Origin of the sequence: Kitasatospora sp. NPDC006697, assembly GCF_042869935.1 — a bacterium.
Taxonomy (GTDB): domain Bacteria; phylum Actinomycetota; class Actinomycetes; order Streptomycetales; family Streptomycetaceae; genus Kitasatospora.
Window position 1 is genome coordinate 25,384 of sequence record NZ_JBIAGU010000037.1, and the last position, 12,795, is coordinate 38,178.

18 protein-coding genes are annotated in these 12,795 nt (G+C 70.4%); 2 read left to right on the forward strand and 16 right to left on the reverse strand.

The window, feature by feature from the left end; genetic code table 11:
• Positions 1-13: 13 nt before the first annotated feature.
• The 16 genes from xerC to ACFYNO_RS35515 all read right to left on the reverse strand — a co-directional run bounded on the left by xerC (position 14) and on the right by ACFYNO_RS35515 (position 9,193).
• Entirely contained in the window at positions 14-1,180 is a 1,167-nt protein-coding gene (gene xerC, locus ACFYNO_RS35440) for a tyrosine recombinase XerC (RefSeq protein WP_388021661.1), read from the reverse strand.
• On the reverse strand, positions 1,177-1,395 hold the full coding sequence (locus ACFYNO_RS35445; protein ID WP_388021662.1) for a helix-turn-helix domain-containing protein: 219 nt from the start codon (positions 1,393-1,395) through the stop codon (positions 1,177-1,179). Before ACFYNO_RS35445 ends, xerC begins: the two co-directional genes overlap by 4 nt.
• A complete protein-coding gene (locus tag ACFYNO_RS35450; protein ID WP_388021663.1) occupies positions 1,392-2,726 on the reverse strand; it encodes a replication initiator in 1,335 nt (444 codons plus the stop codon). The genes ACFYNO_RS35445 and ACFYNO_RS35450 overlap by 4 nt, the downstream gene beginning before the upstream one ends.
• Before the next feature lie 73 nt (positions 2,727-2,799).
• Positions 2,800-2,976, reverse strand: a complete 177-nt coding sequence (locus ACFYNO_RS35455; protein WP_388021664.1) for a hypothetical protein — start codon at positions 2,974-2,976, stop codon at positions 2,800-2,802.
• A gap of 1 nt (position 2,977) precedes the next feature.
• Complete coding sequence (locus ACFYNO_RS35460) at positions 2,978-3,163, reverse strand: hypothetical protein (protein ID WP_388021665.1); 186 nt, start codon at positions 3,161-3,163, stop codon at positions 2,978-2,980.
• Positions 3,164-3,266: 103 nt separating this feature from the next.
• Positions 3,267-3,809, reverse strand: a complete 543-nt coding sequence (locus ACFYNO_RS35465) for a GGDEF domain-containing protein (RefSeq protein ID WP_388021666.1) — start codon at positions 3,807-3,809, stop codon at positions 3,267-3,269.
• 80 nt (positions 3,810-3,889) lie between these two features.
• Positions 3,890-4,297 (reverse strand): DUF3307 domain-containing protein, encoded by a 408-nt coding sequence (locus ACFYNO_RS35470; RefSeq protein WP_388021667.1) that lies wholly within the window; start codon positions 4,295-4,297, stop codon positions 3,890-3,892.
• A 4-nt stretch (positions 4,298-4,301) separates the two neighbouring features.
• Positions 4,302-4,838 (reverse strand): hypothetical protein, encoded by a 537-nt coding sequence (locus tag ACFYNO_RS35475; protein WP_388021668.1) that lies wholly within the window; start codon positions 4,836-4,838, stop codon positions 4,302-4,304.
• A gap of 11 nt (positions 4,839-4,849) precedes the next feature.
• Positions 4,850-5,038 (reverse strand): hypothetical protein, encoded by a 189-nt coding sequence (locus tag ACFYNO_RS35480; protein WP_388021669.1) that lies wholly within the window; start codon positions 5,036-5,038, stop codon positions 4,850-4,852.
• A gap of 13 nt (positions 5,039-5,051) precedes the next feature.
• On the reverse strand, positions 5,052-5,243 hold the full coding sequence (locus tag ACFYNO_RS35485; RefSeq protein WP_388021670.1) for a mobile element transfer protein: 192 nt from the start codon (positions 5,241-5,243) through the stop codon (positions 5,052-5,054).
• A gap of 15 nt (positions 5,244-5,258) precedes the next feature.
• Positions 5,259-5,936, reverse strand: a complete 678-nt coding sequence (locus ACFYNO_RS35490) for a DUF2637 domain-containing protein (protein ID WP_388021671.1) — start codon at positions 5,934-5,936, stop codon at positions 5,259-5,261.
• Between the two features lie 87 nt (positions 5,937-6,023).
• Positions 6,024-6,203, reverse strand: coding sequence for a hypothetical protein (locus tag ACFYNO_RS35495; protein ID WP_388021672.1), 180 nt, complete (start codon positions 6,201-6,203; stop codon positions 6,024-6,026).
• 4 nt (positions 6,204-6,207) lie between these two features.
• Positions 6,208-6,456 carry a hypothetical protein gene (locus ACFYNO_RS35500; RefSeq protein ID WP_388021673.1) on the reverse strand — a complete coding sequence of 83 codons (249 nt, stop codon included), beginning with the start codon at positions 6,454-6,456 and terminating at the stop codon, positions 6,208-6,210.
• A gap of 87 nt (positions 6,457-6,543) precedes the next feature.
• The gene (locus ACFYNO_RS35505; RefSeq protein WP_388021674.1) at positions 6,544-7,923 is read right to left on the reverse strand and encodes an FtsK/SpoIIIE domain-containing protein; all 1,380 of its coding nucleotides are present in this window, start codon (positions 7,921-7,923) and stop codon (positions 6,544-6,546) included.
• A gap of 5 nt (positions 7,924-7,928) precedes the next feature.
• Positions 7,929-8,276 carry a hypothetical protein gene (locus ACFYNO_RS35510; protein ID WP_388021724.1) on the reverse strand — a complete coding sequence of 116 codons (348 nt, stop codon included), beginning with the start codon at positions 8,274-8,276 and terminating at the stop codon, positions 7,929-7,931.
• 137 nt (positions 8,277-8,413) lie between these two features.
• Positions 8,414-9,193, reverse strand: a complete 780-nt coding sequence (locus ACFYNO_RS35515; RefSeq protein ID WP_388021675.1) for a GntR family transcriptional regulator — start codon at positions 9,191-9,193, stop codon at positions 8,414-8,416.
• 18 nt (positions 9,194-9,211) lie between these two features.
• Between ACFYNO_RS35515 and ACFYNO_RS35520 the strand changes: the two genes are divergently transcribed.
• Both ACFYNO_RS35520 and ACFYNO_RS35525 read left to right on the forward strand, forming a co-directional pair.
• Positions 9,212-9,691 (forward strand): NUDIX hydrolase, encoded by a 480-nt coding sequence (locus ACFYNO_RS35520; protein WP_388021725.1) that lies wholly within the window; start codon positions 9,212-9,214, stop codon positions 9,689-9,691.
• A 1,434-nt stretch (positions 9,692-11,125) separates the two neighbouring features.
• Positions 11,126-12,784, forward strand: a complete 1,659-nt coding sequence (locus tag ACFYNO_RS35525; protein ID WP_388021676.1) for an alkaline phosphatase family protein — start codon at positions 11,126-11,128, stop codon at positions 12,782-12,784.
• Positions 12,785-12,795 lie beyond the last annotated feature (11 nt).

Sequence of the window (12,795 nt, forward strand, 5' to 3'; positions counted from 1 at the left end):
ACTAACTGCGTGACTATCGCTCAGCGTCCTGCTGGAACAGGTCATCCATGACCACCGCGCCTGTCTGGATCACCGGACGGATCTGCTTCCGGTAGACCTCCTCGGTGACCGCCGTGCTGGAATGCCCGACGAGCCGTGAGATCTCTTCCAGCGGCACCCCGCTGTCGGAGAGCAGGGACACGAAGCTGTGACGTAGCTCACGGGGCGTCCATTCGGCGGCATTCACCCCTTCAGCTTTCGCGATGGCGGTCCGGAAGGCTCGGCGGACATGGGAGGGGTCGAGCTGCGTACCGACCGCTGAGTGAAAGACGAGGTTGTTCTCCTCCCACTTGTCGTCGGCTGCCAGCCGGTCCCAGCCCTGGTCGACCCAGTGATCCCAGAGCGCCTCCACGCAGCGCGCCGGCAGAGCCAGGGTGCGGCGGGACTTCCGGGTCTTGGTGTCGCCGGTGGCGCGGACCGAGCGCCACACCGCCATGTGGGGCGGGACGCGTGGGTCGGCGTCGGGCTGTCCCTTGAGGAAGACGTGGTCCCAGGTCAGCGGGCGAAGCTCCTCGGTGCGGGCCCCGGTGAGCAGGGAGACCACGATGTAGGCGTACATGGAGGTCTTCTCGGCCGCCTTGAGGATCGCTTCCGCCTGAGCGAACGTCAGGGCCTTCGACGGTCGGCCAGGCTGCCCGGTGGGGACGGAGCACAGCTCCACCACGTTGCGCTTCACCTTGTCGCGGGCCATGGCGCGCTTGACGGCCCGGTTCAGGCAGGAGTGGAGAGCCTGGAGGGTGCGGGTGCTCAGGGTCTTGGACTTCTGGGCCAGCCACTTGTCGACGTCTTCCGCGCTGAGATCCCGGAGCTTGCGGGCGCCGAGCGACGGGATGACGTGAGTCCGGCTGATGGTGGTCAGGGTCTTCAGCGTCTGCTCGTCCCGGCCGGCCAGCCCGTACATCAGCCAGTCGTTGACGGCGTTCTCCACGGTGTAGTTCGTGGGCGCGATGGCGAGGCCGTCCTCGTGATCCCGAAGGATCTCCTTCAGCTTGTTCTTGGCCTCGGTCTTGGTCTTGCCGCTCCCCCGCTTCACGATGCGCTTGCCGCTGGGGTCGAAGCCCAGGCTGGCCGTCGCGATCCAGCGCTGGCGCTTCTCATCCCAGTGGAGGCCGCCGTCCCCTCGGCTGCGTCGGGTGGTCACTGGTTCCCCCTTGCCTCGCGCTCCAGCAGCGCGACGTAGTCGGTGATGGCGGATGCCGGGATTCGGCGGCTGCGACCCTCGCTGACCGTGCGGAGACGACCCCGGCGGATCAGGTCGTAGATCACGCTCCGGCTCAGGTTCAGCAGCTCCATGACGTCCGCCACGCGGTAGAGGACGGGCGCGGTGAAGGCACCGGGCTGGGTGGCGGTGGTCATCTCTCCCCCTCCGTGCCAGGGGCGGGCTGTACGGCGGCGGCAAGCCAGGATTCGCCGGGGGTGAGGCCGACGCCGGCGAAGGTCCAGGTGGCGAGGACGAGGGTGGTCTCGTCGTCGGTGGTCTGGGTGTCGGGGCCGTGGTACTGCTGGGGTGCCTGGGCGCGGCGCCAAGCTGCGCGGGCATCGCGGAGGGCGCCCAGGGTGGTGGAGTAGCGGCGGGTCTTGGTGGAGAAGTGGCCGCGGAAACCGAGCATGTGTGCCCAGGCTCGCAAGCGGAGGTCATCGAGTTCGGGGCGGGCGCCGAGGGTCCAGCAGGTGCGGATGAGGCGGCGGGCGTGCTCGGGGATGTCGTGGTGGGCGATCTCGGCGAGCAGGCGGACCGGGCGGTCCAGGGTGCCGGTGGCTGTCTCGGCGCCCTTGGTGGCGTACTTGGCGATGTAGGCGGCGACGGCGCGTTCGGTGATCTGGACCGGGCCGTTGAAGTCGGCGCTTCGGATGGTGCGGATGTCGAGCTGGCGGCCGAAGGTGAATCGGTGCTCGCGGCCGGCGGTGAGCGGGCCAGGGATGTCGGTGCGCCGGGCGGCGGCGCGGATAGCGTCGGTGAGGAGTTCGACGGTGGCCCAGGCCGGGGGCGGGGTGTTGCCGCCCTCAGGGCCGTCAAGGCGGATGACGGCGTGGAAGTGGATGGCACCACGCTTCTGGTACTCGGCGACCTTGCCGAAGGAGATCCGTGCGAAGTCGCGGAACTCCCGCTGGCTCAGACCGGCGCGCTTGGCGATCTCGCGGCGCAGGTGGATGGAGAAGCGGGCCCAGAGCTTGCCGGCGTGGGCGTTCCAGAGAACCGCGGCTTCGTAGTCGTAGGTGTCCGGGGCGAGCGGCGATCCCAGGGCGGGGTCGTCGGCGGGGTGGGCAGTGCCGCAGCGACAGCGGCCGGCGGCGGGACGGTTGTGGACGGGGCCGAAGCTGGGGGCGGTGAAGGTCGCGAAGACGCGGGGGTGGGTGGCCACGGTCTCCGGGGTGCCTTTGCCACCGGTCAGGCCGGCGGTGATGAGGTGGTAGGTGTCGCGGCGGTAGGTCTCGGCGCAGGCGGGGCAACGGGTCGTGCGGCGGTTGTTGCAGCGGACCAGGAGGTTGCCAGCGGGCAGGTCGGCGGAGTCGAGGTGGTGCAGGATCTCACCGGTGCCGGGGTGGACTTCGGTGCGGTGGCCGTCGAGGCGGATGGGCCGACCGCAGCCGCCGAGGCCGGCGAGCTGGTGCATGAGGGCGGGCATGGTGCCGAGCTGGGCGATGGCGGTCAGCTCGCGAACCGGGGGCGGGGTGAGCGCGGGCATGGGGCCGGTTCCTCCCTTCGGGAAGCGGGGCCCCGGAGCCGTGGTGTGTGGCGGTCTCCGGGGCCCGGGGCGGTCAGTGCTGGTCGGGCACGGTGCTCGGGGTGCGGTGCTGGTCGATCCACTGCTCGGCACAGACCTTGTGGACGGGCTTACCGAGGTCAGATCGCAGGTGGGTGGGCTTGCCGCAGCATCCGCACGGGGCTTCGGCGTTGGACCAGTGCTTGGAGTCGCGCCAGTCGAGGAGGGCCATGTCAGGCCGCCGTGGCAGTGCGGGCCGGGGCCACGGGGCGGGTGCCGGAGCCGTGGCAGGTGCGGCAGTTGACCAGGAGGGTGCGGCGGGTGCCGTCCCAGTGGCGCAGGCCGGTGGTGATGGTGACGGTGGCGAAGCCGTCGCAGTCCGGGCAGATCCGGGCCGAAGTGGCGTGCTGCTGAGGCATGATGGAGCTCTCCTTCGTGGACCGTGGGTTCGTGGAGGGGTTGCGGTCCCCGGAGCGGCGGGATGCTTGGCGGCTTGCTGCCGCCCCGGGGGCCGGTCTTGCTCTAGCGGCGGCGGGTGGTGCGGTCGCCGGGCTTCTGGGCGTACATGTCGCGGTCGGCGGCGGCGAGCGCTTCGGTGAGCAGAAGCGCGGCCGGGTGCGAGGCGCCGACGGTGGCCGAGATGTTGAGCAACTGGCCGTTGTGCGAGACCGGTTCGGCGAGCTGGGCGCGCAGGGCCGGTATGCGGTCGGTGGCGTCGAGGATGACGGCGGCGAACTCGTCTCCGCCGAGGCGGGCAGCGAGGCCGGCAGAGCCGCACCAGGTGCGCAGCCGGTCGGCGGTAGCCGCGAGAACGGCGTCTCCGGCGGCGTGGCCGTGGGTGTCGTTGACGGCCTTGAAGTCGTCCAGGTCGATCAGCAGGACGGTGACGCGGTCGGCGTGCGAGCGGATGATCCGTTCGGCGCGGGTGGTGAAGCCGTCGCGGGTGTGCAGGCCGGTGAGCGGGTCGCGGCGGGCGGCGGCGATGCGGCGGGCGAGCCAGGTGCCGTGGGCGGTCCAGCCGACGAGCGGGACTCCGGCGGCGGCCAGGAGCGGGGTGACGTTCATGGGTGCGGGTCCTTTCTGGCGGGGTTGCGGCGCTCGGGGTGGCGGGATGCTTGGCGGCTTGCTGCCACCCCGGAAGCCGGTCAGAGTGAGGCGATGAGCAGGGCGGCGGGGAGAAGGCCCAGGGCGATGTGGGCGGCCTGGTCGACGTGCGCGGCACCGCCGGCGGCCCTGAAGCCGGCCTGTCCGGTGTGGTCCATCCACCAAGCGATGGCACGGCGGCGGTCGATGAACGAGTGGGAGACATGCACCCAGACCAGGCCGACGCCGGCGCCGAGCACGGTCACGTGGGCGTGGAGAACGACCCCGAGGAGCAGCAGCGCCAGCAGGGACAGGCCCGTGTGGGTGGCCGCGTGCACCTGGTTGGTGATCCAGCCGGTGACGGTGCGGTCGGCCTTGTGGCTGGCCTGGTGGTCGGTCTGACCGGGGTAGTCCGCCAGGTGATGAGCGGCGAACAGGGCGACGAAGACGGCGGCGAAGAGGGCGGTCATGGAGTCACATCCCGAGGGAGAGGGCGCGGGCGGCGGCGTGGTCGAGCAGCTGATGAATGTCGGCCTGGCGAGTGGTGGACTGGTCGTTGTACTGGTCCGGGGAGCGGACGGGGCGACCGGTGGCGTGCAGGATCTCCATGACCTGCCAGCGGGCGGTCTCGACGGTGCGGGCGGTGCCGTAGCCGTGGGCGAGGACGGCGGCCTGTGCGCCGAGGAGGCAGACCCGGCCGGCGGTGTCCCACATCGCGCCCTGAAGCCAGCCCAACTGGTTGATGTAGCGGGAGGTGAGCCGCAGGTGGTCGGCGGCGGTAACCGGGACCGGGCGGGCGGGGCGCCGGGTGAGCCGGTCGAGCAGGGTCGCAGTGGGCGCCGGGAAGTCGGCGTTCCAGGCCTGAACGGTGCTGCCGAGCGGGCAGACGTACGGGACCGGGGTGCGGGCCGGTGCCGGGAGGGAGGCCAGGTAGGCCTCGATCTCGGCGACCAGGGCGGAGCCGTCGACAGTCAACAGGGGTGGCAGCTGGGCGAGTTGGATGCTGGGCATGGCGGTTGGCCTCAGTGGTGGGTGACGGCGGTGACGCCGGTACGGGTGGTGGTGTCGATCGCGGAGGCGAGGAAGCTGTGGGCGAGGTAGAAGCCGAACAGGGCGATCAGAACCACGAGCCACGGGCGGACGCCGAGGTACTTGGCGGCGGCGATGGCGGCGACGCCCAGGACAAAGACCAGGGGCAGGGTGACGGTCACGGTCGGTCTCCTGTCAGTGGATCGGGCAGTGGTGAGTGCTGGCGGCGATCTCGGCAGCGGCGCGGGAGTTGTAGTCGGCGGAGAAGCCGCAGCGCGGGGCGGTGCAGGCGGCGGTGTGCTTCTCGCGGCCCCGGGTGTCGTAGTAGGTGGCGACCTGGACCGGGCCGATGCGGATGACATTGCGCGGGCGGATCTGGCGAGGCATGAACTGACGCTCCTTTCAGGAGAGTTGGGCGGCGATGGCGTCGGCGAAGTGCGGCGGGACGCCGAGGCGGGAGCGCAGGGTGTCGGTGTCGATCGGGGCGCCAGTGCGGGCATGGTGGTCGTCGGCGACTTTGCGGGCGTGGTCCAGCAGCGCGGCGGGCACGGCCACGGCCGGCGGCGCGGGAGCCGGTGCGGGAAGGGCCGGGACGGGCTCGGCCGACTCGATGGGTTCCGGGGTCTCCACCGGAGTGGGCTCCGGGAGCTCGGGTTCCTGTTCGTAGAGCGGCAGTTCGGACTCTTCGTCCTCGGCGACCGGCTGCTGAGTGGCCGGGGTGTGAGCGAGGAGAGTGCCGCCGAAGAAGGCGAGCGCGGGCCAACCGGCGACCAGGATGCGCAGCCAGCTGGGAACGTGGTGCAGGTCGAGCAGTCCGGCAGTGGCGATGTTGGCGCCGAGGGAGGCGGCCAGCGCGATGGCGAACCAGGTCCAAGCAGCCTGTGCGGGTTGGCCGTTGGCGCGAAGGACGCGCATCCGGTGCCAGGCGGCGACCAGCAGCAGGTCGACGGAGACGGGGTAGGCCCAGGCCTTCCAGCCGTTCTGGTTGGCGGCCCCCGCGATGTCGTGGAGGTGGGCGAAGGACAGGGCACCGGCGATAGCGGCTTGCACCAGGACGGCGTCGAGGCGGAGCTTGCGCATCGATCGGTCCTCCTTGCAGGGAAGTTGGAGCCGGGCCCGGGCGGGGCTCAGGGGATGCTCGCCGCCAGGGCCCGGCGGACTGAGGGGTTACTCGGCGGCGAGGCCGGTACCGAGGCAGGTAGGGCACAGGACCTCGACCTCTCCGGCGGGGCGGGCCTTCTTGCCCCGGCCGACGGTGTGGGTCTCCTTCACCCAGCCCTCGCCCGCGCAGCCGGAGCACTTCGGCGGGGCGGGGGGCGGGGCGGTCTTGTTCTTGTGGGCGGCCATCGGACTACTTCGCCGGGACGGTGTCGGCGTTCGCGGCGGCGAAAAGCTCCAGCGCGGCCAGGAAGTCGGCGGAGTTCTCGGCCAGCGACCGGGCGAAGGCCAACTGGTCGGCGAGCGGCACGTGGGAGTGCGAGCCCAGGGTGAAGCTGTAGCCGGGGCCGGACATGCCGAGGAGCGGGGCGCGCTCCGTGCCGTACGTGGACAGGTCGATCCGGGTCTCAGCGTTGGCGTAGAGCGCCATGGAGGCGGGCATCGGGCGGTCCTCTCGGATCGTGTTCGGGCATGGCGGTGGTAGGGACTTGGCGCGAAGACGGTCACGCCGACCGATGAGGCGAGGTGGTCAGCTGGTCGCCGGGAACGGGCGGGTCAGCGGCACCGCGTCGAGCGGTCCGGGTACCGGCGCGGTGGCCGGGCGGAAGCGGGCCAGCTTCGGCAGGTGCGGGACCAGGTGCGAGGTCAGACGGCAGACGCGGGCCGTCTCGGCGAGGGACAGGTGCGGGGTGCGGATGCGGCACCAGCCGCCGGAGGAGTCACCGGCAACGGCGACGCCCGGCATGTCGGGCGGGATCGCGGTGGCGGCCAGGACGGCGGCCGGCGAGATGTCGCCCAGGCCCATTTCGGCGGTCGGGCTGTCGTTGACCCGGTGCACGGTCCGGCTGGACAGCTGGGCCCGGAGCATCGTGGCGCCCTTGCCCAGTTCCGAGCCGAACCGCTGGCCGCAGGCTTCCAGGTACATGCCGGCGGCCCGGCCGAGCTGGGCGTAGCGGATCAGTTGGGTGACCATGCGGTCGCGACGCTTCTCGTCGTCCCTGGTAGCGACCAGGAACAGCTCCGCGATCTCGTCGACCAGCAGCACGACCGGAACCGGGCGCAGCTTCTCGGGCAGGCCCCAGACGTCCGAGGTGATCGCCTCATCCGGCACGTCCGAGCCGATGCCCTGGTGGGCGCGGATCAGACGGAAACGGTCTTCCATCTCGTCCACCAGCGCATCCAGCAGTTCGGCCGCCTGGTCCGGGTCGATGGCCAGGGCCGACAGACGCGGGGCGAACGGGGTCAGCTCCACGCCCCACTTGCAGTCGATCCCGACCAGCGCGACATCCTGCGGAGCCAGGCCCTTGACCAGGTTGCGGATGAACACGGACTTGCCCGACTCAGTCGCCCCCACGGTCAGGCCGTGCGGCACGCGCCGGTAGTCGCGCACGTGCACCTGCCCGTCGTCCCGAAGAGCCACCGGCACCACCAGCGGGCCAGACGGCAGCCGGCGCGGCATCCGGACCCGGCGTAGCACGTCGAACCCGGTCATCCGCAGCTCGACCAGCCCCGGCTTGACCACCGAGACGTGCACCGAGTGGACACCCCAGGCGTGCCGCAGCCGCTCAGCCGAAGCCGCCACGTCAGCCGGTTCCTGACCGGGCGCCAGCCGAAGCCGCACCCGCAGGCCGGTTGTGGTCGGCCGGACCCGCTTGATCTTCGGCGGAACCGGGCGGATCTCCCGCTGAGAGGTGGCCCGAGCGAACAGGATCCGCAGTCGGGACGGCGCGACGGTGAGCCCGCAGGCCTCCATCGTGCTGTCGTAGGTGGCCCGGAACCGGACCGTGGCGATCGGCAGACCGATGAGCGACCAGTACACCGCCGGAGCCTTCACCCGGGCGTACGCCGCACCGCCACCCACAGCGGCCAGCGGGAGCCCGAGTTCCGTCAGCGTGATTGCCCCCGACATCGCGATCAGCCCTGAGCCGCAGCCGGGACGAGCGAGGTGATCGCGGTCGCGCGGAACGAAATCCCGTGCCGCTTCTGGCCGTTGAACTCGTTCTCCCAGTCCCGGGCCTTGAGCCCGGTCACCGCGACCGGCATGCCGACCGTGAGCCCTTCGCTGATCCCGGTCTCCGGCACGGAGACGGTGTACAGGTTCGCCTCGCCCTCATCCGCGACGGTCAGTCCGACGGTGTACATCCGGGCGCCGGTCTCCCGGTCAACGGCGATCTCACCGGTCTGCTTGTTCACCAGCTTCGGCGCCGGCGCGACGACCACGAAGACGAACGCGGTCGAGAGGTCGATCTTGAACACGGCCATGGAAAGGTCTCCTCTATAGGAGGCTTGCTCCTGCACTCATGTACAGGAGTGATGAATAGAAGAGTGCCCGACTCCTGTACATGAGTCAACCCGCCGCGAGAAGAATCTCGTGACGGGTTGCGGGGGTTGATCGACCGTCAGTCCCTGGCGGGGAAGCGGTAGTCAAGAATGAACTGGTCAGCGGCCATGAGCGTGTCGCAGACCTCCACCACGCGGCCGGCGTCCGTCATCGCGTTCCGGACCAGTCGGATCACTGGCGCGCCGGGGCTCAATGCCAACGCGGACGTCTCCGCCTTCGTGGCAAGGCGAGCCTGAACGGTCTCGGTGAACTCCGCTAGCCGGTGCCCGTGTTCCTCAAGGCGGGCATAGATGCCGCCACCGCCCGGGTTCTCGGCGAACATCTCGGGGATGTCCTTGACCACATCCCACGGCAGGTAGGAGGTGGCTTCCTCGGTCGGGGTGCCGTCGCGGAAGTAACGCCGCTTGCGGGCCAGCACCTGCGAGCCGGCGGGGAGGCCGAGACGTTCGGCGATGTCCGCGGGTGCGTCGACCGGGCCGACGTAGAGCACGTTCACGGAGGGCGTCCCGCCCGACTGCTCGGCCTCAGCCAGGTACGCAGCCTTGCCGGCGAGACGGTGGGCCCGCCGGAAGCGGTCCGAGGACTTGCGCTGCACCGGCGGCCGGGAGCGGACGTAGGAGCCGCGGCCGTGGTGGGTCTCGATCAACTGCATCGTCCGGAGTTCCGCGACCGCCTTGCGGACCGTGCCGGAGGCTACCCCGTACCGCTCCATCAGCTCAGCCTCGCTGGGCACTGCTGCACCAGGTGCCAGGGTCCCTGACTTGATCTGCGCTGCCAGATCATCCGCGATCTGCAGATACTTCGCCTTGGCCGTCGAGGCCACCTCACCGCTCGCCATGGTCCTGCATTGTCTCCTATTCTCCTGTACATGAGTAACAGCGCCCCGGAGAAGCCGTCAACGCCCCTGCACTCTGTTTCCGTGGCCGGCGCGGTCGTCCGCGAAGACGGCCGAGTGCTGGCGATCCGACGCGCGGACAACGGGACCTGGGAGCCGCCGGGCGGCGTGCTGGAGCTCACCGAGACGGTCGAGGACGGCGTCCGCCGCGAGGTCTACGAGGAGACCGGCATCAAGGTCAGCGTCGAGCGGCTGACCGGGGTCTACAAGAACGTGACCCGTGGCGTGGTGGCGCTGGTGTTCCGCTGTCACCCGGAGGGCGGTCATGAGCAGCTGTCCGACGAGTCCACCGCGGTGGATTGGCTAACGCCGACCGAGGTCCAGGACCGGATGGGCGAGGTCTACGCCGTGCGCATGCTCGATGCCCTTCGTGACGAAGCCGCCCCGTCGATCCGGACCCATGATGGGCGGACGCTGTTGGACGGCCGGGCGGCGAGCTGACCAGAGTTCCAGACCCGGGTGGGGGAGCGCGTAAAAACCTTCTCTACGGGTTCAAGGCGCCGCGCCAGGCGCGGCGCGGCACTCGCCCGGCCGCCCGCCGTCGCTCCTGTCTTCGCCCCGCTCCCGGCGGGCGCCCGGCGGTGCCGCGGCTGCGGCAGAGAGAAGTGGGGCGCTGCCCCACACCCCGGCCCTCCTCGGAGGGAACCAGGGGCCGGCGCACAGGTGCGGCATCGATGGGGTGAGCGTGGTGGGTCGCGGGACGGCCCCCTCGTCGACCGGACACCCAAGGGCGTACCCGGAACCTCCAGGGGCCGCCAAGGCCAAGCGCAAGCGTCACGATGTGAGCCTTGGCGGCCCCTGGAGAACCCGGGTGCGGCGAAGCTGCCCGATCGAGGAGGGGACCACCCCGCTCAGCCCGACGCATGGCCGGGCGCCAGCAGAGATCCTCGGCCCTGCTTGAAGCGTGACACACCATCAGCTATGACTGGTACCGTGGCAGCACAGATAGCCACAGCACAGATAGCGCATCGGCGTCTGACCCGCCAAGATCGGGACGCCGTGCGCTCAAACGGAGGAGGATCGTTGGACGAACCCACTCGCGAAAACCAACCATCTTGCGCATGCTTGAAATGGTTCGCTTCCGCTTTTAGGAAGGTAACCCGGGCCCTGAGTACTGTCAAGCGTTGCGTCTGGAGTCGCAAGCGACGCAGAAGCATCGCAAGGGTGACTGCAGTGCTGGCGTCCCTGGTCTCGATCGCACAAGGGCTGCCTACCATCCTCGCTCTTATCGAGCACCACCTGATGTAGTCCGCAGCCACGGCGCCATCAGGCCGACGGATCCGAGGTGAGTGACCAACTGCGCTACAACGCCCCCGCACAACGCCGTACGCCCACGGACGCCGACGGACCGTTCGCGCAGGTCAGCGGCACGCTGACCCCCGATATCTCAACTCCCAGAGTTGCTTCGGGACGAAGAGGCCGTGGGTTCAAATCCCGCCACCCCGACCCAGTAGTAGCAGGCAAGGGCCCTGCCGGAGAGATCCGGCGGGGCCCTTCCTCGTTTCCCCGGGCACCCGGTGACGCCCACTCAGCCCCCCTGCACCCCGACTCACGGAGCCCGCCGCAACAGCCGACTCGGCGGCGGTGGTGGTGGTCCACCTGCCACTCTCCCCGGTCAGTCGGCTGAAATCATGCCGCTTGCCCTCGGCGGCGGGTGAACTCCCAGCTGGGAGCGGCCCCAACGAGGTTGGCCTGGTATAGACCGATGTGGCGCGAAACGACGTCGGCGGTTGTACGAATGACTTCCGGTACCGCCCCGTAACCCAGCCACGGTTCGTGGCGCGTTCACCGCTCAGCTCCCCCTGGTACACCGTCGGCCACTACTCATGACGCAGGCCGATCGCGGCCCGCACATCGTGAGTTCAGGAGATTTTCGTGACTCGACGCTCCGTCCGTCTCGCCGCCGTACTCAGCGCCACCGGCGCGTTGGCCGCGGGCTCGCTCGGCCAGGCCTACGCCGCCGACGCCGACCTCGCCGCCCGCCACCACGGTGCCGCCAAGCACGTGCTGCTGATCTCCGTCGACGGCCTGCACCAGTCGGACCTGAGCTGGTACATCGCGCAGCACCCGCAGTCGGCGCTGGCCCGGCTGGTCAACGGCGGTGTGCAGTACACCGACGCCAAGACCACCATCCCCTCGGACTCCTTCCCGGGCATGGTCGCCCAGGCCACCGGAGGCGGCGCCGGCACCACCGGTGTGTACTACGACGACACCTACAACGCCGCGCTGCTGCCGGCCGGCACCACCGACTGCAAGGCCGCCAAGCCCGGTGTCGAGGTGGACCTCACCGAGGACCTGGACCTCGACAAGAACTCGATCGACGCCGGCCAGGGCCTGGCCGGCCTGCCCGGCTCGATCCTGCAGATGACCGGCAAGCCGCAGAACCTGCTCAACCCGGCCGCGCTGCCGGTCGACCCGAAGACCTGCAAGCCGGTCTACCCGCACTCCTACCTCCAGGTGAACACCATCTTCGAGGTGGCCAAGCAGGCCGGCCTGCACACCGCCTGGTCGGACAAGCACGCCGCCTACGACATCCTCAACGGCCCGTCCGGCACCGGCATCGACGACCTGTTCGCGCCGGAGATCAACTCCGACGCGATCGGCTACCCGGCCGGCGACGACTGGACCAAGGACAACGCCGCCACCCAGCAGTACGACGGCTACAAGGTGCAGGCCGTCCTCAACGAGATCGACGGCTACGACCACAGCCGCAGCACCAAGGCCGGCACCCCGGCGATCTTCGGCCTGAACTTCCAGTCCGTCTCCACCGCCCAGAAGCTGCCCAAGAGCGACGGCCTGACCGGTGGCTACTCCACCAAGGACGTCCCCGGCCCGCTGCTGGCCAAGTCGCTGGACTACGTCAACGCCCAGATCGGCGCGCTCACCACCGAGCTGCGCAAGGAGCACCTGGACCAGAGCACCACGGTGATCCTCTCCGCCAAGCACGGCCAGTCCCCGACCGACCCGCAGGCGCTCAGCCGGATCGACGACGGCCCGCTGCTGGACGGCCTGAACGCCGCCTGGAAGCAGGCCCACCCGGGCGCCGGCGACCTGGTCGCCCACGCGGTGGACGACGACGGCGTGCTGCTCTGGCTGAACGACCGCTCCGCCGCGGCCACCGAGTTCGCCAAGAACTACCTGCTGGCCCAGAACGGCACCGGCACCGACATCAACGGCGCCCCCAAGGCCTTCACCGCCTCCGGCCTGACCAAGGTCTACGCGGGCGAGGCGGCGGCCGACTACTTCGGCGTCAAGCCGGGCGACGCCCGGGTGCCGGACGTCTTCGGCATCTCGCAGTACGGCGTGGTGTACACCGGCGGCAAGGGCAAGATCGCCGAGCACGGCGGCGCCCACGCCGACGACCTGGACGTGCCGCTGGTGGTCTCCGGCGCCGGCACCCCGGACCACGTGCGCGACTCGGCTCCGGTGCAGACCAAGCAGATCGCCCCGACCATCCTGAAGCTGCTCGGCCTCAACCCGGAGCAGCTGCAGGCCGTGCGCGCCGAGCACACCAAGGTGCTGCCGGTCCGCTGAACCCCCGCCGC

Excerpts from the sequence above, each read along its gene's own strand:
- ACFYNO_RS35515 (WP_388021675.1), bottom strand. The coding sequence starts at position 9,193 with ATGGCGAGCGGTGAGGTGGCCTCGACGGCCAAGGCGAAGTATCTGCAG.
- ACFYNO_RS35510 (WP_388021724.1), bottom strand. The coding sequence starts at position 8,276 with ATGGCCGTGTTCAAGATCGACCTCTCGACCGCGTTCGTCTTCGTGGTC.
- ACFYNO_RS35470 (WP_388021667.1), bottom strand. The coding sequence starts at position 4,297 with ATGACCGCCCTCTTCGCCGCCGTCTTCGTCGCCCTGTTCGCCGCTCAT.
- ACFYNO_RS35455 (WP_388021664.1), bottom strand. The coding sequence starts at position 2,976 with ATGGCCCTCCTCGACTGGCGCGACTCCAAGCACTGGTCCAACGCCGAA.
- ACFYNO_RS35465 (WP_388021666.1), bottom strand. The coding sequence starts at position 3,809 with ATGAACGTCACCCCGCTCCTGGCCGCCGCCGGAGTCCCGCTCGTCGGC.
- ACFYNO_RS35500 (WP_388021673.1), bottom strand. The coding sequence starts at position 6,456 with ATGCCCGCCTCCATGGCGCTCTACGCCAACGCTGAGACCCGGATCGAC.
- ACFYNO_RS35495 (WP_388021672.1), bottom strand. The coding sequence starts at position 6,203 with ATGGCCGCCCACAAGAACAAGACCGCCCCGCCCCCCGCCCCGCCGAAG.
- ACFYNO_RS35460 (WP_388021665.1), bottom strand. The coding sequence starts at position 3,163 with ATGCCTCAGCAGCACGCCACTTCGGCCCGGATCTGCCCGGACTGCGAC.
- ACFYNO_RS35475 (WP_388021668.1), bottom strand. The coding sequence starts at position 4,838 with ATGCCCAGCATCCAACTCGCCCAGCTGCCACCCCTGTTGACTGTCGAC.
- ACFYNO_RS35485 (WP_388021670.1), bottom strand. The coding sequence starts at position 5,243 with ATGCCTCGCCAGATCCGCCCGCGCAATGTCATCCGCATCGGCCCGGTC.
- ACFYNO_RS35505 (WP_388021674.1), bottom strand. The coding sequence starts at position 7,923 with ATGTCGGGGGCAATCACGCTGACGGAACTCGGGCTCCCGCTGGCCGCT.
- ACFYNO_RS35450 (WP_388021663.1), bottom strand. The coding sequence starts at position 2,726 with ATGCCCGCGCTCACCCCGCCCCCGGTTCGCGAGCTGACCGCCATCGCC.
- ACFYNO_RS35490 (WP_388021671.1), bottom strand. The coding sequence starts at position 5,936 with ATGCGCAAGCTCCGCCTCGACGCCGTCCTGGTGCAAGCCGCTATCGCC.
- ACFYNO_RS35445 (WP_388021662.1), bottom strand. The coding sequence starts at position 1,395 with ATGACCACCGCCACCCAGCCCGGTGCCTTCACCGCGCCCGTCCTCTAC.